The sequence below is a fragment of the Paenibacillus dendritiformis genome (genome assembly GCF_021654795.1).
In the GTDB taxonomy this organism is placed as follows: domain Bacteria; phylum Bacillota; class Bacilli; order Paenibacillales; family Paenibacillaceae; genus Paenibacillus_B.
This window is the reverse complement of the sequence record NZ_AP025344.1, coordinates 1,340,320-1,361,286: the sequence shown is the minus strand read 5'-3', so window position 1 is coordinate 1,361,286 and position 20,967 is coordinate 1,340,320. Positions and strand designations below refer to the sequence as shown.

The 20,967-nt window shown below is 56.7% G+C and carries 18 protein-coding genes and 1 riboswitch; of the genes, 8 read left to right on the top strand and 10 right to left on the bottom strand.

Annotated elements, in window-relative coordinates; all coding sequences use genetic code 11:
• Nucleotides 1-78: 78 nt before the first annotated feature.
• Together L6439_RS05980 and L6439_RS05975 are read left to right on the top strand one after the other, a co-directional pair.
• Entirely contained in the window at nt 79-1,059 is a 981-nt protein-coding gene (locus L6439_RS05980; RefSeq protein ID WP_213468847.1) for a zinc dependent phospholipase C family protein, read from the top strand.
• A 65-nt stretch (nt 1,060-1,124) separates the two neighbouring features.
• On the top strand, nt 1,125-3,821 hold the full coding sequence (locus L6439_RS05975) for a calcium-translocating P-type ATPase, SERCA-type (protein WP_237096760.1): 2,697 nt from the start codon (nt 1,125-1,127) through the stop codon (nt 3,819-3,821).
• Nucleotides 3,822-4,004: 183 nt separating this feature from the next.
• Here the strand turns inward: L6439_RS05975 and L6439_RS05970 are convergent, their stop codons facing one another.
• Nucleotides 4,005-5,318: an MFS transporter gene (locus L6439_RS05970; protein WP_213468846.1), complete on the bottom strand. Its 1,314-nt coding sequence runs from the start codon at nt 5,316-5,318 to the stop codon at nt 4,005-4,007.
• Between the two features lie 601 nt (nt 5,319-5,919).
• On the opposite strand from L6439_RS05970, the gene L6439_RS05965 reads away from it, so the two are divergent.
• Together L6439_RS05965 and L6439_RS05960 are read left to right on the top strand one after the other, a co-directional pair.
• Nucleotides 5,920-6,822 (top strand): LysR family transcriptional regulator, encoded by a 903-nt coding sequence (locus tag L6439_RS05965; protein WP_168180905.1) that lies wholly within the window; start codon nt 5,920-5,922, stop codon nt 6,820-6,822.
• 12 nt (nt 6,823-6,834) lie between these two features.
• Nucleotides 6,835-7,647 (top strand): histidinol-phosphatase, encoded by an 813-nt coding sequence (locus tag L6439_RS05960; protein WP_168180904.1) that lies wholly within the window; start codon nt 6,835-6,837, stop codon nt 7,645-7,647.
• Between the two features lie 231 nt (nt 7,648-7,878).
• Here the strand turns inward: L6439_RS05960 and L6439_RS05955 are convergent, their stop codons facing one another.
• The 3 genes from L6439_RS05955 to L6439_RS05945 all read right to left on the bottom strand — a co-directional run bounded on the left by L6439_RS05955 (nt 7,879) and on the right by L6439_RS05945 (nt 10,187).
• On the bottom strand, nt 7,879-8,364 hold the full coding sequence (locus L6439_RS05955; RefSeq protein WP_213468845.1) for an SAM-dependent methyltransferase: 486 nt from the start codon (nt 8,362-8,364) through the stop codon (nt 7,879-7,881).
• Nucleotides 8,365-8,458: 94 nt separating this feature from the next.
• Complete coding sequence (locus L6439_RS05950; protein WP_237096759.1) at nt 8,459-9,238, bottom strand: MerR family transcriptional regulator; 780 nt, start codon at nt 9,236-9,238, stop codon at nt 8,459-8,461.
• Between the two features lie 196 nt (nt 9,239-9,434).
• On the bottom strand, nt 9,435-10,187 hold the full coding sequence (locus L6439_RS05945) for a metallophosphoesterase family protein (RefSeq protein ID WP_213468843.1): 753 nt from the start codon (nt 10,185-10,187) through the stop codon (nt 9,435-9,437).
• Between the two features lie 348 nt (nt 10,188-10,535).
• Here L6439_RS05945 and L6439_RS05940 point away from each other — a divergent pair, with 348 nt between their 5' ends.
• Nucleotides 10,536-11,903, top strand: a complete 1,368-nt coding sequence (locus tag L6439_RS05940; protein ID WP_213468842.1) for an aldehyde dehydrogenase — start codon at nt 10,536-10,538, stop codon at nt 11,901-11,903.
• 96 nt (nt 11,904-11,999) lie between these two features.
• Here L6439_RS05940 and L6439_RS05935 read toward each other — a convergent pair whose 3' ends face one another.
• Nucleotides 12,000-12,389, bottom strand: coding sequence for a hypothetical protein (locus L6439_RS05935; protein WP_172879192.1), 390 nt, complete (start codon nt 12,387-12,389; stop codon nt 12,000-12,002).
• A 52-nt stretch (nt 12,390-12,441) separates the two neighbouring features.
• Between L6439_RS05935 and L6439_RS05930 the strand changes: the two genes are divergently transcribed.
• A complete protein-coding gene (locus L6439_RS05930) occupies nt 12,442-12,840 on the top strand; it encodes a hypothetical protein (protein WP_213468841.1) in 399 nt (132 codons plus the stop codon).
• Between the two features lie 254 nt (nt 12,841-13,094).
• On the opposite strand, the gene sdhB is transcribed toward L6439_RS05930, so the two are convergent.
• Genes sdhB through L6439_RS05915 form a run of 3 tightly spaced genes read right to left on the bottom strand, consistent with a single transcriptional unit; the run spans nt 13,095 to nt 16,318 of the window.
• Nucleotides 13,095-13,859, bottom strand: coding sequence for a succinate dehydrogenase iron-sulfur subunit (sdhB, locus tag L6439_RS05925; RefSeq protein WP_168180898.1), 765 nt, complete (start codon nt 13,857-13,859; stop codon nt 13,095-13,097).
• Between the two features lie 2 nt (nt 13,860-13,861).
• Nucleotides 13,862-15,628, bottom strand: coding sequence for a succinate dehydrogenase flavoprotein subunit (sdhA, locus tag L6439_RS05920; protein ID WP_168180897.1), 1,767 nt, complete (start codon nt 15,626-15,628; stop codon nt 13,862-13,864).
• 15 nt (nt 15,629-15,643) lie between these two features.
• Entirely contained in the window at nt 15,644-16,318 is a 675-nt protein-coding gene (locus tag L6439_RS05915) for a succinate dehydrogenase cytochrome b558 subunit (RefSeq protein WP_213468840.1), read from the bottom strand.
• Nucleotides 16,319-16,650: 332 nt separating this feature from the next.
• Between L6439_RS05915 and L6439_RS05910 the strand changes: the two genes are divergently transcribed.
• Together L6439_RS05910 and L6439_RS05905 are read left to right on the top strand one after the other, a co-directional pair.
• Complete coding sequence (locus L6439_RS05910; RefSeq protein WP_168180895.1) at nt 16,651-17,565, top strand: LysR family transcriptional regulator; 915 nt, start codon at nt 16,651-16,653, stop codon at nt 17,563-17,565.
• 93 nt (nt 17,566-17,658) lie between these two features.
• Nucleotides 17,659-18,429 (top strand): hypothetical protein, encoded by a 771-nt coding sequence (locus tag L6439_RS05905; RefSeq protein ID WP_213468839.1) that lies wholly within the window; start codon nt 17,659-17,661, stop codon nt 18,427-18,429.
• A 58-nt stretch (nt 18,430-18,487) separates the two neighbouring features.
• Here L6439_RS05905 and L6439_RS05900 read toward each other — a convergent pair whose 3' ends face one another.
• Nucleotides 18,488-19,156 (bottom strand): potassium channel family protein, encoded by a 669-nt coding sequence (locus tag L6439_RS05900; RefSeq protein WP_168180893.1) that lies wholly within the window; start codon nt 19,154-19,156, stop codon nt 18,488-18,490.
• 61 nt (nt 19,157-19,217) lie between these two features.
• Nucleotides 19,218-20,576, bottom strand: coding sequence for a TrkH family potassium uptake protein (locus tag L6439_RS05895; protein ID WP_213468838.1), 1,359 nt, complete (start codon nt 20,574-20,576; stop codon nt 19,218-19,220).
• 58 nt (nt 20,577-20,634) lie between these two features.
• A riboswitch (cyclic di-AMP (ydaO/yuaA leader) is annotated at nt 20,635-20,789 on the bottom strand.
• Between the last annotated feature and the right edge of the window lie 178 nt (nt 20,790-20,967).

Here is a 20,967-nt window from a genome sequence, read left to right as displayed (position 1 = left end):
TATACAAAAAGGTTGACAACTTTGCCTAGAAAGCGTCATCTTGAACGTAACGCTGAACTGATAAAGGAGATCATATCGATGCCGAATGTGTGGGCGCATTTGCTGTTCGGCCAGGAGGCGCTCGCCGCGGCGGGCCTTGGCCGTTCCATTGAAGAGGACCGGAGCCGGAGGCTGTTCAATCTCGGCTGCCAGGGACCTGATTTTTTATTCTACCATCAATTTTTCCCGTGGCAGCCCGTGAGCGTCATGAACGAATTGGGAAGCGCGATGCATAATGAGCACTGCGGCCCGTTCCTTGCCGGTCTGATCCGCGCGGCCAGCCCGGACCTCACCGCCGGGGAAGACAGCCGCTTATACGCGCTCGGCTTCCTGCTTCATCATGTCCTGGATCGGAATATACATCCGTATGTGTTCTCCCGCTCCGGGTTCCGGAAATGGGATCACCAGCGGTTCGAAGTCTTGATGGATACGCATGTGCTGCGGGAAAAAAGGGGCCTCCCCTCGTGGAAGATTCCCGTATGGAAGGAGATTGAGGCAGGCCGCGCCTTGCCGGCGGATATCATACGCCATCTGTCCGGGCTGTCGCGGACCTATTATCCGAAGCTGGCCGCAGACGTCGCGCCCTCTTCGTGGAACGCCGCTTACCGGGCGATGATTCGCGCGCAGAAGCTGTTCCATGATCCGACCGGCCTGAAGCGCCGCCTCGCCGGCAAGCATCTTGATCCGTTCGTCTACCGCAAGGCGACGCCGCCTTACGACGTGATGAATCTTGCCCGCCGCCCCTGGCTTGACCCGACGGGAAGCGGCGAGCGCTATGCGACGACGGTATGGGAGATGTGGGATGCCGCCCGGACCGATGCGGCCTCCGCCTTGGAGGCCGTGAACAACTATTGGCAGGCCCGCAGGACGGAGGGGGCCGACAGCGCCGGCGCACGCCAGGCGGATGCCGCGCTGACGGCAGCCATCGGCAACCGCTCCTACGAGACCGGGCTTCCGCTGGATCAGAACCGGGCAATTACCGTCGAGGATCCGATATGGGATGACGACGGCCGCGGATGAGGGGCGATCGCATACATATTTTACCGCATGTTCTCTCACACTAGCCTTGATAGGAGCTGAGGAACATGAAGAAGGAAGAAGAACATCAAGCGGCCGCTTTTCATACCTTGACCGCCGAAGCGGCCCTGCAGCGGCTCGGTTCGCGCCGGGAAGGCCTGACCGGGCAGGAGGCGGAGCAGCGGCGGCAGCAATACGGGCGCAATCTGCTTCAGGAAGCCGCCGGCCCGTCCGTGCTGGCGAAGCTGCTGGCCCAATTCAAGGACGTCATGATTCTCATCCTGCTGGCGGCCGCCATCGTCTCCGGCCTGCTGGGCGAATGGACCGACTCTATCATCATTCTCGTTGTCGTCGTCCTGAACGCCGTCCTTGGCGTCATTCAGGAGCATAAGGCGGAGCAGGCGTTGAGCGCCCTGAAGCAGATGTCCACTCCCCATGCCCGCGTCATGCGCGGGGGGCAGGCCCTCGATATTAAGGCCGAGGAGCTTGTCCCCGGCGACATCGTCCTGCTGGAGGCCGGCAATGTCGTGCCTGCCGATATGCGAATAATCGAATCCGCCTCGCTGAAGATTGAAGAAGCCGCCTTGACCGGAGAGTCGGTCCCGGTCGAAAAAGGGACCGAGCCGCTGGACGAAGCCGATCTCGTCATCGGGGATCGCATCAATATGGCGTATATGACGAGCCAAGTCTCCTACGGCCGCGGCCTCGGCGTCGTGACGGCCACCGGCGGCGCCACCGAGGTCGGTTCGATCGCGGGATATCTGTCGCAGGAAGAGGACGAGGTTACGCCGCTTCAGCGCAAGCTGAATGAGCTGGGCAAAACATTCACTATCATTATTGTCGCCGTCGCGCTCGTCATGTTCGCCGTCGGTCTTATCGAAGGCAGAGAGCTGTTCGACATGCTGCTCACCTCCATCTCGCTCGCGGTCGCGGCCATTCCGGAAGGCTTGCCTGCCATCGTCACGATTATTCTGGCGCTTGGCGTGCAGACGATGGCCCGGCGCAAAGCGATTATCCGCAAGCTGCCTGCGGTGGAGACGCTCGGCAGCACGGATATCATCTGCTCGGACAAGACAGGCACCTTGACGCAGAACCGGATGACCGTCAAGGAGATCTATGCCGAGGATGCCCTCCGTTCGTCCGAGGAGGATTGGATTCGGACTCCCGCGGCCGAACGGCTCATGCAAGTGATGGTGCTGTGCAATGACGCCCGGCTGGCGGAAGCCGGCGGCGGGCAGTCGGCCGGGGCGATCGGCGATCCGACCGAGACCGCGCTTATCGACTATGCGCTCGTGAACGGCATCGACAAACGCGAGGCCGAACGGCGCTTCCCGCGCATCGCCGAGCTGCCGTTCGATTCGGACCGCAAGCGGATGACGACCGTCCATCAGCTTCCCGCGGAAGAGAATGGGGAGGACGGAAGCCAATGCCGCATTATGACGAAGGGCGCCCCTGACGTGCTGACGGCCCGGTGCACCCATATTCTCCGGGACGGCCGGGTCGAGCCGATGACAGAGGAGCACCACCGGAACATCGCCGCCGCCAATCAAGCGATGGCCGGGAAGGCGCTGCGCGTGCTGGCCCTCGCCTACCGGGATGCGGAGCGGGTGCCGGACAGCCTGACGGCAGATGCGCTCGAGAACGATCTCGTCTTCGCCGGCCTCGTCGGCATGATCGATCCGCCGCGCGAAGAGGTGAAGGAAGCGGTGCGCATCTGCAAGCTCGCCGGCATTCGCCCGGTGATGATTACGGGCGATCACGGGGACACGGCCGCCGCGATCGCGAAGGAACTGGGCATCATCGACAAGGAAGGCGCCGTGCTGACCGGAGCAGATCTAAGCCGCCTCGATGACGCAGAGTTCGAGGCGAAGGTGGAGCAATATTCCGTCTACGCGCGCGTGTCGCCCGAGCATAAGGTCCGGATCGTGAAGGCGTGGAAGAAGAAGGGCAAAATCGTAGCCATGACGGGGGACGGGGTGAATGATGCTCCGGCCTTGAAGGCGGCCGATATCGGCGTCGGAATGGGCATCACCGGCACCGATGTGGCGAAGGGCGCTTCCGATATGGTGCTGGCGGACGACAACTTCTCGACGATCGTTATCGCCGTCGAGGAAGGGCGTAAGGTCTACAGCAACATCCGCAAGACGATTCAATATTTGCTGTCTGCCAACCTCGGCGAAGTCGTCACTCTGTTCGTGGCGACGATGCTGAACTGGAAAATTCTCTTTCCGATCCATATTTTATGGGTCAATCTCGTCACCGACACGCTGCCCGCGCTGGCGCTCGGCTTCGAACGGGCCGAGGAGGACCTGATGAAGCAGGCGCCGCGCCAGGCCTCGGCCAGCATCTTCGCCGGAGGAATCGGCATCAGCCTCGTGTATCAGGGGCTGCTTGAAGCCATACTGACGCTTCTCACCTATTACTGGGGGCATACGCATTATCACGAGGATGCCGCCATTACGATGGCCTTCGCCACGCTCGGCTTGATCCAGCTTACGCATGCGTTCAATGTCCGTTCCGCCAAGCAGTCGCTGTTCCAAATCGGATGGTTCACGAACAGGAAATTGAATGCCGCCGTGATAATATCCGGGCTGCTTATCGTGCTCGTCATCGCGCTTCCGTTCCTGCGCGATCTGTTCAGCGTCGTAGCGTTGAACGGCGAGCAGTGGCTTATCGTCATCGCCGCATCGCTGTCCATGATTCCGATCGTGGAGATCGTGAAGCTGTTCTCCCGCAGACGGACAGACACAGCGAACCGGGCGTAATCCCGCCTCCCGCCAGTTCCCGGTGTCCGAAGCGGCCGGCCCGCATCGTCAGGCCGACAGGACGCGGCCGCCCGGCATCAGGAACGCCGCCAAGGGCGTCTGCCGCACCCGCGGCATGACGCCCTTCTCTTTTGTCCTCGCAAGGCAGTCCCTTACCGTTACGGCCACCCGGCCCGCTCCGGCTCAATTCACCGGAATGCCGGCGGAATTGACGGGGCCGCCCGTGAACAGGCTCTCTTCTTTTTCCGCCTCTCTGCGTCCTTTCTCGATATCGACAAAGACGAGGAGCAGAATGCCGATGACGAAGAACGCGAGAATCGATAGGATCGCCAAGCGGGTGGAACCGGTAAGCAGGCCGACCATCCCGAACACGTCCGGGCCGATGGAGGCGGATACTTTGCTGGACAGGCTCAGGAAGCCGAAGAACTCGGACGCCCGGCTTCGCGGAACCATCTGGCTGAAGACGGAGCGGGCCACGGCCTGGCTTCCCCCTTGAACCATGCCGACGAGGAAGGCCAAAATATAAAAATGGAGCGCCGAAGTCATAAAGTAGCCGAGGAACACGATGACGATATACGTGCTGAGCGAAAGATAGAGCGAACGCTTCGAGCCGAGCTGTCTGGCGAACTTCGCGAACAGGAAGGTGAACGGAATGCCCACGAATTGCGTAATGAGCAGAGCAATAATCAGATGGCTCGTCTCGATGCCGATCTCGGCGCCATAGATGGCCGACATGGCGATGATCGTCGAGATTCCGTCATTGAAGAACCAGAAGGACAAAATATATTTCATCAGCTCCGGATAATGCTTCACCCGCTTCAAAGTGTAGTAAATGCGGCCAAACCCATGCTTCGTGTAGTAGAGTGCCGAGCGCCGTTCGGTTCGGGCCGGATCGCGCAGCGTGCGGAACAACGGCAGCGAGAACAGGAGCCACCAGACACCTACCGTGAGGAACACCGCCTGGGTCGCCGCCACCTTGCTGGCGAAGCCGAACGTCTCCCACATTTCCAGCATTGCGATATTGACGGCCAACAGGGCTCCGCCGCCGATATAGCCGTACATATAGCCTTTGGCGGAGATCTCGTCCCGCGCTTCGGGCGGAGCGATATCCGGAAGGAGCGAGTCATAGAATGTATTGCCGCCGGAAAAGCCAAGCGTGGCGAAGACGAACAGCACCGATACATACAGCCAATCTCCCTCACCCGCGAATACCATCAAAAGGCAGGCCAAGGCCCCCATCCAGGCAAATACGCGGAGGAACGCCATCTTCCGCTGCGAGAGATCGGCCACCGCCCCCAGTATCGGCGAGAGCACCGCGACGAGAATCATGCCCGCCGTCTGCGTGAAGGCCCAATAGCTGGTCGCCTGATGTCCGGGCAGATTCGAGGCGGCGACGGTCTGATAAAAAATCGGCAGCACCGCCGCCAGCATCGTGGTCGCAAAAGCGGAATTCGCCCAATCGTACATCATCCAGCTGCGAACTTCTTTCGTACGCATTGCGTGTCCCCCTAGTTTCAACTTATCTTCTCCGTATTCTCCGCTCCGATGAGAGCGTCTTCATTCATTGTGAGGCATCGCAGGCCGGCGGGTCAACGGTTTCAAATATTAAGTTTTCGCAACAGAATCGGCGCCTGAGCGGCAGGCCTCATATTTTTTTGCCCGGCTGGTTGTATTCCATGCTCTCGCACTGCCTATATAGATGAAGGCCTGAGAACATAGAAGCCAAGGAAATGGAATTGGGCGTTCGAATCCCCCTGCAGCCTGCCGCAGCCTTGCATTGAGTCTAGACCGCAGCAGCCCGTTCCATGGACTGGAACGGGCTTTTTGACTCGTGCCGCAACAGAGATGGCGCTAGGCCGGAACGCCATACCGCCATACTTTTCCGGCAGAATCATAATGCGCGTTATGGGGAAAAATTCGGACATACCTTCTTGCGCCAGCATGGGAACAGGAGCAAACATTGCTCCGGCCCGCCGCTTCCTCTATAATCTAAATTATATAATGACAAAACAAATTTATTGGTCTGTTATTATTGATAAATATTTTTATAATTGCGGCAATTGTGATTCATCTCATTGCACGGGAAAGGAGAGCTTCAATGAATTTGAGCCAATTGGAAACGCTCATCACGATTTCCAAGACAATGAGCTTCCGCAAAGCCGGCGAATTGCTGAACCTGACACAGCCCGCCGTATCCGCGCAGATCAAAAGCTTGGAAGATGAGTTCAAAACCATTCTCATTGATCGCAATCAGCCGGTTACGCTGACGGACAGCGGCCGATTGTTTCTGGAACATGCCGAACGCATACTCCAAATCGTCGATGATTTGAAGCAGAAGCTGACCGATTTGCAGCAGATTCCACAGGGACATATCGTGCTCGGAACGACGACATCGATAGCCATTCAAATTCTCCCGCGGGTGCTTTCCTATTTCCAGGATCAGTTCCCGCTTATCAAGACCACCATCTTGTCCATGTCCTCCACCCAGATCATGAGCCAAATCGAAAACGGCACCGTGGATATCGGAATCGGGTATTTGAATGAGCAGAATCCGAATCTTGTCTCATCCGTTCTCTACTACGATACGTTCGAACTTGTGGTCAATCCGAACCATCCGCTTGCAAGGCATAAGCACGGCACGATGGATCTGCTGCGGGATATCCCTCTCATTATGCTGTCCACTGACACGCTTGGCCGCCGGTTCGCGGATGAGACGTTCCGCCGTCACGGTATTCAACCTCATATTGTCATGGAATTGAACAGCAGCGAGGAAGTGAAGCGGATGGTGGAGTTGAACCTGGGCGCGGCCATTATTTCGAAGCTGTCCGTGAGCAACGAGCTGAAGCGGGGGACGCTTCAGATTGTACATATCCATGAGCTGGAGATCGCCCACCCGGTCGGCGTCATGTACCGTACGGGCCGATATTTGAATTCCGCGATGCAGCAGTTCCTGAATGACCTGAAAGGCATGCCGGAAACGCAATTCATCGGGTCTGAATAGGAGGAAAAGAAGATGAAATTTGACTTGCATACCCATCATTTCCGCTGCGGGCATGCGGACGGCAATATCCGCGATTATATCGAAGCGGGGATCGCGAACGGGCTGAACGTGATCGGAATCTCCGATCATACCCCGTACTTCGGCAGGGAGGAAGATCAGGCCTTTCCCAATATCGCGATGGCCAAGAGCGACTTCGAGAACTACGTGAACGAAGTGCTGGAGCTGAAACGGGAATATGAAGGACGCATCGACGTGCTGCTCGGCATCGAGTCCGACTATTTCCCTCCGCATGCGGAGACCTACCGGCGGATGCTCGACCGGTATCCGTTCGATTATATAATCGGATCCGTTCATTATACGAATGGAATCAGCATTTTCAACAAAAACCGGTGGAAGAAGCTGACCGAGGAAGAGCGCGTCGCCCAAAAGATTGCGTACTATGAACTCATCCGAGATTCGGCCCGCACCGGCATGTTCCAGATTCTCGGACATATCGACGCGATGAAAGGCAATTATCCGGAATTCTCGGATATCGTTGCCGCCGAGGCGATCGATGAGACGCTGTCCGTCATTGCCGATTGCGGCGTGGCGATCGAGATCAATACGTCCGGCAAGACGAAGCTGAGCGGCGGCTGGTATCCGTCCGACGATATTCTGGAACGGGCCCTTCACTACGGCGTCGATGTCACGTTCGGCTCCGATGCCCACACGCCATCCCGCGTCGGCGACGAATGGGAGCAAGTTCGCAAGCGGCTCCTTGAGCTCGGCTTCACGTCCTGGGTCTATTACAAGCAGAAAAAGAAACATGAAGTGCCGCTCGCGTAGAGCGGCTTTTTCGTTCCGGCCGCTTCTGTCACCCGAAGGCAAAAAAAAGAGGACCTGAATATTCAGGTCCGACTCAAGGGATATATATTCATCAAAAGGGGGTCTTGTTATCAATATACCCTCTCAACATTAACCTCCGTTAACAGAAATATTACCGTTGTGTAACAAATGATGAAAATTCGATGATCAAACCGCTTTTCACACAGAGTTGACGGTCCCTGAGTCCCTCTCTCACTCCTCGCTCCAGCGAAATTCATGGGCCCAATCGAACGAGGCCGATTCCTCCAGGCTTTGCGGCCAGTGAGCGCACCAATTCGGCACACGCGGGGTCTCCACCCTGTCGAGGCTTGGAGTATAAGGCTTCAGATCAAGGACCGGGCTGCCTTCATGCGCGTCAAGATACGCAAGCTGAATGATCCCGTTCTTCTCGTCAATCGACAGGATTCGAGCGGTCGACAGGCCGATTGGATTCGGTCTGTACGGGGAGCGGGTCGCAAAGATTCCAAGCGTGTCAGGCCCTTTTTGGTAGGGCTTCTCCGTTTCCAGCGTAGTTCTGGCACTTGCGTTGTCGCAGCCGTCGAACCACCACAGCATTTGTAGATGGCTGAATCCACACAGTTCCTTTAACGCCGGGGTATATTTCGGTTCTGTTTCGACAAACATTCCCTCACGGCCGATACGGATTTTTCCTACCGGATTCAACGTCAATGGCTTCATAGCATGTCCTCCTCGTTATATGATGCCACTTTACGTTATGCCCTCACATCGTGTGAGAGTCAACCCTGAGCATCGCCGGCGGGAGAAGCAAAATTTATTTCCCTTTCCGCATGACAGGCGTTTGAACTTCGGTGAGGTAATTTGCGGGATTCGGTTCGTTGAACGGGCCTTTATGGCAGATTTGCCGGGTCAATCCCGCCATTTCATACTGCTGGTGCTGTTCCAGCCAATGCGCGAAGGAATGATACGCTCGCGCGATGTTGCCGAACGGGCCATATACCATGACGCAAGCCATCATATCGATCGCTTCGGTCTCCCTGTATTGGAATCCGTCTCTCCCTTCGCCCAGTTGATTGACGATCAAGCCTACTTCCACATCAACATCGGCGTCCCTATGATCCGGGTCATGAAAAATGGCGATATTGCCTGCTCCTTTTGGTATGTCGATCCGTTCTTCCTCAATAAACGCAAATAGCTCCTTCCACAACTCGCCCTCCCGACAATGGTTGGGAATGACTCTTCGCAGGGACAAGATTTTGAAGCTCGGCACTCTCTTTAGCGTTACATTATAATGAACCGCCAGGTTTTCTTCCCGGATATCCCTCATCGCGGCGTCGATGTGGGCGATTCGCTCCAATTCCTGCCGGATTGCGGCTTGAATCTGTTTCTTTTTATTTTCCAACAGCCCGAGAATGAGGGTATCGTCCCAGTTGGCGAGGGCGAAGGCGATTTCAGCCACACTGAACTCCATATCCCGCAACAGGATAATTTGCTGCACCATCGGGATTTGTTCGATGGAATAGAGCCGATAGCCTGTAAGCTTGTCAACCCGGGCCGGCTTCAACAGGCCGACTTCATCGTAATATCGCAGCATTCGGATGGACACTTGTGTTAATTTTGAAAATTCTCCGATTCGGAACATAGATATCACCGCTACACAGCATAACATGCTCTGGAAAATGCGTCCATATCCTCGGGCGGGGCACGGCAAACAGGACAGGCCGTTCCGGGCTGTCCTCATCGTCCGATTCAGGCTCACGTATGGCTGGTGCCGCCGCCGGTTCCGCGGTCTAGGCTTCTCCGCTCTGAAGCCCCCGGTACACGCCGGTCCGCAGCTCCCGCACGTACGGCTGAAGGCCTGGAATATCCGCCTCCTGGGCAGCCCGAACGGCCCGTTCGATATCATAGGGCACCCGGTGAAAATGAATCGAAAATTCAGTTGTCGCCACCTGACCCAAGCTGCCTTGCAGCATAATATAGGACGCTTGGGTAATATCGAGCGGATTGCCCACGCTGCCGCAATTGACCAGCGTGCGGCCATGAAGATGCTGCAAATAAGCATTATGAATATCCCCGTATATGACCACATCCGGTGATTGGCACGGATGAAGAGGCTCGTTGAGGGAGGAGGTGAACTCGAACATGCCGAGTCTTCTCTCCTCCGCATCCCACGGCTGTACCCGATGATAGACGCTCTGCGGAGATGCGTGAACGAGACGGATATGCCGTCCGCTCATGATGAAGTCGTGAGAGAACGGCAGCGCGGCCAGCATGCTCCGGCGCTTCTCGCCCAGCCGTTCGGCATGCCAGCGGAATTGAATGTCCTCGTCCATCTTCAGGACCAGTTCATCCCAATTGCCGCGCACGATGACATCGCAATGGTCCCATATGAGATCGACAACCTCCGCCGGATTCGGGCCCTTCCCGACGACATCGCCCAGACAGTAGATCCGGTCGGCGCCTTGGCGCTCCACATCCTGCAGCACCGCTTCCAATGCCTGCAAATTCCCATGTATATCTGAAATGATGGCGATGGATTGCATAATGTTATTGTCTCCTCTCTAGACTATGAATGTCGGTGTCTTGTTCTGTGTTATGCACGGGCAATCCGAGTTATGATACCCTTTCTCGCTCCACAGTAAGCAGCCCACCCTCCCGGGGAACAGAACAAGCGGATCGGCAGCGGCGACGTCCCGACGCCGCGTATCCCTAACGAGCCGGGAGGAGGCAGGCGTTGCCTCGCCGCGCTGCAGTCATGATGAGACAACCAATCGACATATCATGTTATGTACTTTTATTATGAATCAGCCAGAAGTTCAATGCAAACCGCAATAAAATATGATGTAATAAGATCATAAAGCAATGGGTTTGGGAAGAGGAGGCGTCATTTCATGACAGATCCGGGTCTGCTTGACATGCAAAAAATGTATTACCGTGAAGGGCGCACTCGTGACGTGAAAGAGCGGCGCGCGGCCCTCGCCCGGCTCGCCGACCGCGTGCGGGAGATGGAACAGGATATTACCGCCGCGCTTCGGCGGGATTTGGGGAAAAGCGCGGCCGAAGCGTACATGACCGAAATCGGCATCGTTCTGGAGGAAGCGCGGCTTGCTGCGCGGCGCGTCAGCCGCTGGGCGAAACCGCGCCGCGCCAAAACGGCTCTCACCCATCTCGGGAGCCGGGGCATCATCATGCCTGAGCCGTACGGCAGCGCGCTCATCATCGCGCCCTGGAATTATCCGTTCCAGTTGGCCCTCGCTCCGCTTATCGGCGCCGTGGCGGCCGGCAATACGGCGGTGCTGAAGCCGTCTGAGCTGACGCCGCATACCGGCGCCGTGCTGGAACGGCTTGTCCGGAAGACGTTCGATCCGGGGCATGTCACCGTCGTGCAAGGCGACGCCGAGACGGCTCGGGAGCTGTTGACCTGGCCGTTCGATTATATTTTCTTCACCGGCAGCGTACCGGTCGGCAAGCTGGTCATGGAGGCGGCGGCCTCCCGGCTGATTCCGGTCACGCTTGAGCTTGGCGGCAAGAGCCCCTGCATCGTCCATCATGATGCCGATATGAAGCTCGCGGCCAGACGAATAGCCTTCGGCAAATGGACCAACGCCGGGCAGACCTGCGTCGCGCCGGATTACGTCTATGTCCATCAATCCCGCCGCGAGGAGCTCATCCGCGAGCTGGAGCAGGCGGTCCGCCAATTCTTCGGGCCGCGGCCGCTCGACAGCGAAGAGTACGCCTCCATCGTAAGCGAGCGGCACTGGGAACGGCTGCACGGCTTCCTGGACAACGGCCGCATCGCCTTCGGCGGCGAATCCGACCGGCAGCGGCTCCGCATGGCCCCGACCGTCATGACGGAGGCGGATTGGTCGTCGCCGGTCATGCAGGAGGAAATATTCGGGCCGATCCTGCCCATTCTCACTTACGAAGCATACGAGGAAGCCGAGCAAGCGATCCTTGATCGGCCGAAGCCGCTCGCGCTCTATCTGTTCACGGCCGATCGGGCCTTGCAGCAGCGCGTCGTCCGGCAGATCTCCTTCGGCGGCGGCTGCATCAATGATACGCTCATGCACCTGGCTACGCCGTATCTCCCGTTCGGCGGGGTCGGCGAGAGCGGAATCGGCAGCTATCACGGCGTTCACAGCTTCGAGACGTTCAGCCATCGGAAGAGCGTCCTCTATCAGACGACCGCCTTCGATTTCTCCTTCCGCTACCCGAGTGCCGCCCGGAGGCTGAATATCCTCAAGCGGCTCTTCCGCTGACCGGAGAGCCGGCATGCGCGCCCTGCCCCCCGATGCCGGTCACCGGCCGGGGGGCAGAGGTCTTGCCTCAACTCGAGACAGGCGGGCCCGCTGCCGTCAGCACACCTCGGTCGTATGACCGTGTCCGCGGTGAAGCCGCCAATCCTCATACCGCTCGTACAGCCATTCATCTTCAAGTAAGCGCTGACAAAATGTCCGGATGCCTCGCGTCCACACTTCTGCGCGCTCTGGCGGCATGGCTGCCGGACCTAGGCCGAATTGCTCCTCCATGTATCGCTCCAATTGCGCAGCCATGCCATCCGGCTCCGGACGCTTTGCGTACAGCAGCATAATATGCAAGGACAGGCTGTCGTACTCGTCAGATGGGGCGCCCAGCGCCAGCAGGCCGATAGGATCCCACTGATCGACCGCTTCCTTAATGTACGGGAAGAACATCCGGAAGCATGCCGTAGCGCCGCTTTCGCAGTTCGCATATGATTTACGCAATGAAGTTCCCTCCTGTCTCCGGTCTGTTCCAGACTCAAGGTGATCCCCAGAGGTGATGCTTATATTTACCATTACTATAAAGGAAATTGCTGTCTACGGAAACATGAAATTCACGGATTCGTCAAATTTATCCCTGCAGCCGGAAGCATCTTGCGCTGCCCATCCTGCAATTCCCGGGGCATACTCCTGTGGCCAAGCCAATACCCCAGTTGCAGTCCAGTACTGTAGCTACCTGGCCAATACCCCGGTTGAACATGCCAATACTCCTGTCACCAAGCGATTACCAGTTGCGGCCCAATACTCCAGTCGCCATTCCATTACCTCAGTTGCAGTCCAGTACTGCAAAAATGCAGCATTCCCGGTGAAGCTCCATGTTGAAAAAGCGAATCCTGCAAAAAGGCATCATTTTTACGCTTCGAGGCTTGGATTTGAGATTCGACGGGCGGAATGATGTATATTTGCAGGAATTCCTTCAAAAACAACCTCCAAAGAAGTAAAATACTGCAGTTTTGCAGGATTCATACGTCCACTCCTTATGCGCAGGGGCCTTATAGCTGATATGGGAGTATGCATTTCGCATTGGCCCCCTATAACGACTCGCTTTTCCGCAGTGGCCTCCTCTCACGCCCCACATACCGAGGCGATGATCAAACAGGGCGCCCCGTTCCGGGACGCCCTGCGGCCTGATGTCTGACGCCGCCCTAGTTACATTTTGAACCAGCGCTTGAACATCAGTTTGGTTGTGTCTTTATTCATTTCCGCGATGGAGGTCGTCAATGGAATCTCCTTCGGACAGGAGCGGACGCAGTTCTGCGAGTTGCCGCAGCCCTCAATGCCGCCATCGTCCAGGAGGGCCTCCAGGCGCTCATCCTTGTTCATCTCGCCCGTCGGATGGGCGTTGAACAGACGGACCTGCGAGATCGGCGCCGGCCCGATGAAGCTTGTCTTGTCATTCACGTTCGGACAAGCTTCGAGACATACGCCGCAGGTCATGCATTTCGACAGCTCATACGCCCATTGCCGCTTCGTCTCCGCCATGCGCGGTCCCGGCCCCAGATCATATGTTCCGTCAATCGGAATCCAGGCCTTGACGCGCTTCAGCGCATTGAACATCCGTTCCCGGTTGATGACCAGATCGCGCACGACCGGGAACGTCTTCATCGGAGCGAGGCGAATCGGCTGTTCCAGCTTGTCGATCAGGGCCGAGCAGGCTTGGCGCGGCTTCCCGTTGATGACCATCGAGCAGGCGCCGCACACTTCTTCCAGACAGTTCGATTCCCAGCAGACCGGGGCCGTCGCTTTGCCCGACGCATTGACGGGATTCCGCTGAATCTCCATCAGGGCGCTGATGACGTTCATGTTCGGGCGATACGGAATTTCGAACTCTTCGGTATAAGGAGCCGCATCAGGCGAATCCTGACGCGTCACAATGAACTTGATCTTCTTGGATGATGCCACTGCTTCCGCCATCGTTATTCTCCTTTCTTTTTACTTTTTTTATCCGTGGTATAATCGCGCTTCCGCGGTTGAATAAGCGATACGTCTACCTCTTCGTAGCTGATCTCCGGTCCTTCCGGGGTCCAGGCGGCAATCGTCGTCTTGAGGAAATCCTGGTCGTTCCGTTCAGGGAAGTCCGGCTTGTAATGCGCGCCGCGGCTCTCGTTGCGAAGCAGGGCGCTCTTCGTCATCGCTTCGGCCAGCTCGAGCATGTTCCACAGCTGGCGCGTGAAGCTGGCGGCCTGGTTGTTCCAGCGCGCCGTATCCGACATGTTGATGTTCGCATAACGCTGTTTCAGCTCTTTAATCTTCACGATAGTGTCTTCCAGCTTCGAATTGTAGCGGACGACCGTCATATTGTTCGTCATCCATTCGCCCAGCTCTTTATGGAGAACATAGGCATTCTCGCTGCCGTCCATCTTGAGCAGCCGATCGTAGCGATCCGCTCTCAGCTTGACCTCGCGGTCGAATATGCTGGAGGAGACATCCTCGACGGACTTATCCAGTCCGCGTATATATTCCACGGCCTTCGGCCCCGCGACCATGCCCCCGAAGATGGCGGACAGGAGGGAATTGGCGCCGAGACGGTTCGCCCCGTGATACTGGTATTCGCATTCCCCTGCGGCGAACAAACCCTTGATATTCGTCATCTGATTGTAGTCGACCCACATGCCGCCCATCGAGTAGTGGACCGCCGGGAAAATCTTCATCGGAATTTTGCGCGGGTCGTCGCCCATGAACTTCTCGTAAATCTCGATAATCCCGCCGAGCTTGACATCAAGCTCCTTCGGATCCTTGTGTGACAGATCGAGGTATACCATGTTCTCGCCGTTGATGCCGAGCTTCAGATCGACGCAGACATGGAAAATTTCCCGAGTCGCGATATCACGCGGCACGAGGTTCCCGTAGGCCGGATACTTCTCTTCGAGGAAGTACCATGGCTTGCCGTCCTTGTAGGTCCAGATCCGTCCGCCTTCGCCGCGCGCCGACTCGGACATGAGGCGCAGCTTGTCGTCTCCCGGGATGGCGGTCGGGTGAATCTGAATGAATTCCCCGTTCGCGTAGCGAACGCCCTGCTGATAGACGGCGCTGGCAGCCGTTCCGGTATTGATGACCGAGTTCGTCGTCTTGCCGAAAATAATGCCTGGACCGCCCGTCGCGAGGATGACCGCATCGGCCGCGAACGACTTGATCTCCATGGTGCGGAGATCCTGAGCCGTGATGCCGCGGCATACCTGATCGTCATCGATAACGGCAGACAGGAATTCCCAATGCTCATATTTGGTGACGAGGCCAGCGGTTTCCCAACGGCGCACCTGCTCGTCAAGCGCATACAGCAGCTGCTGGCCGGTGGTCGCCCCGGCGAACGCCGTCCGGTGATACTGCGTGCCGCCGAAGCGCCGGAAATCGAGCAGACCTTCCGGCGTGCGGCTGAACATAACGCCCATCCGGTCCATCAAATGGATGATGCCCGGCGCCGCTTCGCACATTGCCTTGACCGGAGGCTGGTTCGCGAGGAAGTCCCCGCCGTATACCGTATCGTCAAAATGCTCCCATGGCGAGTCGCCTTCCCCCTTCGTGTTGACCGCCCCGTTGATTCCGCCCTGGGCGCATACGGAGTGGGAGCGCTTGACGGGAACCAGAGAGAACAGGTCGACATGAACGCCTGCCTCCGCTGCTTTTACGACAGCCATCAGACCGGCGAGACCGCCGCCGACGACGATGATTTTCTGTTTAGCCATTATGCGTCCTCCCCCTTAACCAATAACCGATTTCACTGTATCCGTCATAACCGAAGCCGCCTGGAACTCTTCGCTGCGGAAGCCGATCAGCGACAGTACGAACAAAACGGACATGATCACGAACAAGCCCATGCAAATTTTGGCCGATACCTTCTGCGCGCGCGGCCCAATCGTGATGCCCCAGCTCACGAGAAAAGCCCATAGACCGTTCGTGAAATGGTACGACGCCGCAACCACCCCGATGATATAGACGGCGAACATGAGCGGCTGAGATACGATACCGTTCATATGGGTGCCCAGTTCTTCATGGGTTACATTGCCGAGCGTAATCTGGAAGCGCGTCTCGAACACATGCCATGTGACGAAAATAAACGTGATGACCCCCGTAATCCGCTGCCATAGAAATGCCACGTTGCGCCCGTAGTTGAAGTTCCCTACGTTGTTCTTCGCCGTATAGGCGATATAGAGTCCATACACTCCGTGATACAGAAGCGGAAGCCAGATGCCGAACAGCTCGAGAAAGAAAATGAGCGGCAGATCATTCAACATCTTGACGCTGCTCTGAAACGCTTCCTTCCCGCCGTCAAATGCCGAGAAGTTGGTCAGCATATGCTCCACAAGAAAGAAGCCGAGCGGGATAATCCCGAGAAGCGAATGCAACTTCCGCGAGTAAAAATAACCTCGTTTCATAAGCGTGCCGTTTCCCCTTTCCATGTACGTACCAGTAGATTTTGGTAATTGAAACAACCCTCATTTTACCCGTGCCTGTCGAAAGCGTCAACATTTTGTCATTTTTGCAAAACCGGGGGCGATCCATATCATTCCATGACAGCTGAATCTCTTGGGTCATGCCCATGTAACCGCTCTCCATACTTGTGACTAAGTTGTGACACTTCTCATGTTACCTCTTTTTCTCTTATAATGGTATTGCAATGTTTTTATAATTTTAATAACTTTTATGCATATCACTTCATTTATCTGGAATCCTATCTTTTTATTCCGTGACATAAGGAGGAATCCCGATGCTCGATCTGCTGGAATCGTTCGCTACCGTCGTTGAATTATCCACCTTGAATCAAGCGTCCAAGCGTCTCAACCTGTCCCAGCCCGCGCTCTCCCGCCAGATCGCGAAGCTGGAGAGCGAGCTCGGCGTCGATCTGTTCATCCGGAACGGCAAGCGGCTGGAACTGACCCGGGTCGGCCAGATTACGTATGAATTCGCGCTCGACATCCGCAACCGGCAGCTAGATTTCTTGAAATCGATTGCGGATTACAAGATCGAAGGCCATGCCTCCGTGACGATCGGGGCGAGCCTGACGACGCTCCAGACGACGCTGCCGCTATTTGTTTCATTATTTGTAGAAAAATATCCGGAAGCGCAATTGAAAACCGTAACCGGCAAGACGCACGAGATTATTTCCTTCATCCGCGATCAAAAGGTCGATGTCGGATTGGTTGCCGACGCGATCCGCGATCCGAGCCTCGTCTGCCTTCCCCTGTTCTCCGACCATTTGGAGCTCGTCGTGCCGCGGGAGCATGAGCTCGCCTCTGGCAATCCAGGCTCGATTACTTGGCTGAACGGGCTTCCTATGCTGCTGTTCTCCAAAGGCACCTGGTACCGCAAGCTGATCGACGATCTGTTCCGTCGCCACCGCATCGTGCCCGATATCCGGATGGAGATCGACTCCTTCGAAGCGATCGTCCGCCTGCTGTCCCCTTGCCATGCCGCGGCGCTTCTCCCCAAATCATACTTGCGCTCCGAATGGCTGGACGACAACGGGCTTGTCGCCATTCATTTGAAGGAGTTGGTCCAGACGGAGCGTATCACGTCGCTTGTCTATTCGAAGCAGGCCGCTCTCAGTCTGACCGCCAGGAGGTTCATTGAAGAGACGGCCCGGTCCGCCTCCGGGTGGAATGTCCAATCGAAGCAGGAATAAGGGAGGATGTGTCGAATCATATTTTGTTACATATAGAGAGACACGAGACCCGATATGTTCATGCATGATGGGGAAATCTAGGAGGTAGATACGATGAAAGTATGCAATCGATGCGGCGAACCGCTGCAGGAGAACGAGGTACATACGTGCCGCGTCCAGGACGGGCGGCCGGCGGAGGAAGGCGCTGCAGCCTCGCCGGATCGGCGTGAGACGGCCGCCGCGGCGGAGCAGCCATTCGCCGCCCGTCATCCTCAGGAGCCTGTCCAGGCGCCGGGGCCATCCGGGCCGAATATCGATATGGCACGCGTGGTCCGTCTGATGAAGGAGCCGCAAGCCGCAAGTTACATGACGACGGGAGCCGATTATTGGTACGGCGTCATCGGGGCTGCCGCGTCCGCAATTGGATTTGCGCTTTTCGGCTATCTGTTCCTGAACCAATTTGCGAAGGTTATATTCGGCTCCCTGCCGTTCGGTTTTGGCAGCACGACTCTGCCGTTTTCGTATTTCCTGCAGCTCATGCTGCTCCATCTCGCCGCCTTGGCCGCCCTCTTCGGCTCGCTCTACTTCGTGAACCGATGGAAAGGCGGGCGGAAGCTTGACGCCAAGACCTTCTTCGTGCAATTAGCCGCGATGCAGATGCCTTACGGGCCTATCTATGCAGTGGCCGGAATCATTGCGCTGCTGACATTCTATTCCTTGGCGCTCGCCATAGCCGGTCTGGCCTGGCTCGTATCGGTCATGATGACCATCTATGAATCGCTGGAGCAGGCCCAAGTGTCGCGGAACAACCGCTTCGTATATATGCTGGCCGGCCTCAGCGGCTACTTCCTGCTCTTATTGATCATGACTAAAATTCTGTTCTAATCCTGCCCGGAATATAACAAAGCCCTCCGCCGTAATGGCAAGGAGGGCTTTGTGGTATCTACTTGCGCTTCCCGATCTGATCCTCGAATTGATCGATCTGGGCGTTCGTCCCGATGACGACCATGACGTCCTCGTCCTGGAGGACATCCTCGGCCGATGGAGCAATAATGACGCCGTTCGGCTTATGCAGCGCCACGATGCTGCAGCCGTACCGGGCTCTCGGGTTGACATCCTTGAGCGTTTTGCCGCACAAGCTGCCGGGAACACTCAGCTCCGCAATCGTGTAGTCTTTGGACAACTCGATATAATCGAGAAGGTTCGGCGATACCAGCTGATGGGCGACCCGGATCCCCATATCCCGTTCCGGATAGATGACCCGATCGACGCCGATTCGCTCCAGCACGCGCCCATGCAGCTCCGAGACGGCTTTGGCCACCACTTTTTTGACGCCAAGCTCCTTCATTTGGATGCTGACGAGAATGCTTGTCTGCAGATCATTTCCAATCGCGACAATCGCGCAATCGAAGTTACGGATGCCGAGCGAACGAAGCACATCCTCATCCGCCGCATCGGCAACGACGGCGTGCGTCAAGACGTTGTTCATCTCCGACACCACCTCTTCATCCTTGTCGATCCCCAACACCTGATGGCCAAGCTCGACCAGCTCCTGCGCCAGACTCGACCCGAATCTGCCCATCCCCACGACTGCAAATTGCTGTAACTCCATGTTCGTATTGCTCCTTCGCCCATTACTCTTCTTCTATAGGTAACCCCGGAATGCAGACCGATTATCCAATCGTAATTTTGCCCTCCGGGTGCTTGTATAGCTCACGTTCGCTTTTCGGGCCTAAGGCATAGGCCAGCGTAATCGGACCGAGCCGGCCCGCGAACATCATCAGACAGATCAATATTTTGCCGACCACCGTCAAATCAGTCGTCAACCCCGCCGTCAACCCGACGGTGCCGAAGGCCGAGGTCGTCTCGAACAAGATCATCAAAAAGGGATGATCCTCAGTCGTGGACAAGACCATCGTTACTCCGATCACCATGAACAAGGCCATCAATGTGATCGTGACCGCCTTAAAGATCCGGTCTTTGCCCAGACGATGACGGAAGATGACGATGTCCTCCTTCCCCCGAATCATCGTGATGACGGCGCCGATCAGAATAGCGAACGTCGTCGTCTTGATTCCGCCTCCCGTGGAGCCGGGAGACGCGCCGATGAACATCAGCACGACAAGGAAGAACTGCGTCGCCTGCCGCATCGCCCCGATATCGACGGTGTTCGCCCCGGCGGTCCGCGGACTCACCGATTGGAAAAAGGCCGCCCACATCTTCTGCCAGCCGTTCAGACTGCCCAGCGTCGCCGGGTTCGTGAACTCGAAGACGAAAATGACGATGGCGCCCAATGCGATGAGCAAGCCCGTCATCGTCAACACGACCTTGGAATGCAGCGCCAGCCTGCGGGTGCGCCGATACTCCGTCACATCGGACAGGACGATGAAGCCGAGTCCGCCCAGAACGATCAGCAGCATCGCGACAATATTGACGATCGGGTCGCCCACATACAGGGTCAGGCTGGTGAACGGTCCAGATACGGAGCCGAACAGATCGAACCCGGCGTTATTGAATAGCGATATCGCGTGAAAAATGCCGAAGTACAATGCCTTGCCGAACGGCAAGTCACAGGCCCAGCGCAACGTGAACAGAACCGCCGCCGCCCCTTCGATGCTGAACGCGTACAGCAGTACCTTGCGAATCAGGCGAACGATCCCCTCCATGCTGCCCTGATTCAGCGCTTCCTGCAAAATGAGCCGTTCCTTCAGCGAAATACGCTTGCGGAAGGCAAGAGCGAACAGCGTCGCCATCGTCATGAAGCCAAGTCCGCCGACCTGAATCAGCGTAATAATGATAATTTGCCCGAATAAGGTGAAATGCGTGCCCGTATCCACCACGACAAGCCCCGTCACGCATGTGGCCGAAGTGGCTGTGAACAGCGCGTCGATGAAGGGGAGAGGCTGGCCGTCCGCATTGGCTATCGGAAGCATCAGCAGCAGCGCCCCGATGAGAATAATCGTCCCGAACCCCATAACCAGAATTCGCGGCGGGGTGAGCTGCCATCGGGATGCTTTTTTTATGGATTTCATCGAATTCACCTCATTTTCAGCACGAAAAAAAGCACTGGAGATCCAATGCTAACGCTGGTATCCTGACGTTCAATGCCTACGAGGTTAGCTGACGGATTCGGGCGCGTTCAGGCCGCCCTATTTGCATTCGATCCTTCATGCGGATCGCGCAAAATTCACCCCAATGATCGGGTCCCCCGCTTTCGTCTTCACGAAATTCGGCCGTATTGAATTCATAACGAGATTATATACGTTTCATGACAGGGGCACAAAGTCCATGCAGGCACAAAATGAACAAAAAATACAGGAAAAAGTCTTCAAATAGCGCTTACATCCTATCCCAATCTCCCACTGCGTCTTTCGCGCTTGCTATTTCAGCTTGTAGCTGATTTCTTCCACAATTTGCATGCCT

Excerpts from the sequence above, each read along its gene's own strand:
- L6439_RS05970 (WP_213468846.1), bottom strand. The coding sequence starts at position 5,318 with ATGCGTACGAAAGAAGTTCGCAGCTGGATGATGTACGATTGGGCGAAT.
- L6439_RS05980 (WP_213468847.1), top strand. The coding sequence starts at position 79 with ATGCCGAATGTGTGGGCGCATTTGCTGTTCGGCCAGGAGGCGCTCGCC.
- L6439_RS05910 (WP_168180895.1), top strand. The coding sequence starts at position 16,651 with ATGCTCGATCTGCTGGAATCGTTCGCTACCGTCGTTGAATTATCCACC.
- sdhB (WP_168180898.1), bottom strand. The coding sequence starts at position 13,859 with ATGGCGGAAGCAGTGGCATCATCCAAGAAGATCAAGTTCATTGTGACG.
- sdhA (WP_168180897.1), bottom strand. The coding sequence starts at position 15,628 with ATGGCTAAACAGAAAATCATCGTCGTCGGCGGCGGTCTCGCCGGTCTG.
- L6439_RS05940 (WP_213468842.1), top strand. The coding sequence starts at position 10,536 with ATGACAGATCCGGGTCTGCTTGACATGCAAAAAATGTATTACCGTGAA.
- L6439_RS05945 (WP_213468843.1), bottom strand. The coding sequence starts at position 10,187 with ATGCAATCCATCGCCATCATTTCAGATATACATGGGAATTTGCAGGCA.
- L6439_RS05960 (WP_168180904.1), top strand. The coding sequence starts at position 6,835 with ATGAAATTTGACTTGCATACCCATCATTTCCGCTGCGGGCATGCGGAC.
- L6439_RS05900 (WP_168180893.1), bottom strand. The coding sequence starts at position 19,156 with ATGGAGTTACAGCAATTTGCAGTCGTGGGGATGGGCAGATTCGGGTCG.
- L6439_RS05905 (WP_213468839.1), top strand. The coding sequence starts at position 17,659 with ATGAAAGTATGCAATCGATGCGGCGAACCGCTGCAGGAGAACGAGGTA.
- L6439_RS05955 (WP_213468845.1), bottom strand. The coding sequence starts at position 8,364 with ATGAAGCCATTGACGTTGAATCCGGTAGGAAAAATCCGTATCGGCCGT.
- L6439_RS05975 (WP_237096760.1), top strand. The coding sequence starts at position 1,125 with ATGAAGAAGGAAGAAGAACATCAAGCGGCCGCTTTTCATACCTTGACC.
- L6439_RS05965 (WP_168180905.1), top strand. The coding sequence starts at position 5,920 with ATGAATTTGAGCCAATTGGAAACGCTCATCACGATTTCCAAGACAATG.
- L6439_RS05915 (WP_213468840.1), bottom strand. The coding sequence starts at position 16,318 with ATGAAACGAGGTTATTTTTACTCGCGGAAGTTGCATTCGCTTCTCGGG.
- L6439_RS05895 (WP_213468838.1), bottom strand. The coding sequence starts at position 20,576 with ATGAAATCCATAAAAAAAGCATCCCGATGGCAGCTCACCCCGCCGCGA.
- L6439_RS05950 (WP_237096759.1), bottom strand. The coding sequence starts at position 9,238 with ATGCTGCGATATTACGATGAAGTCGGCCTGTTGAAGCCGGCCCGGGTT.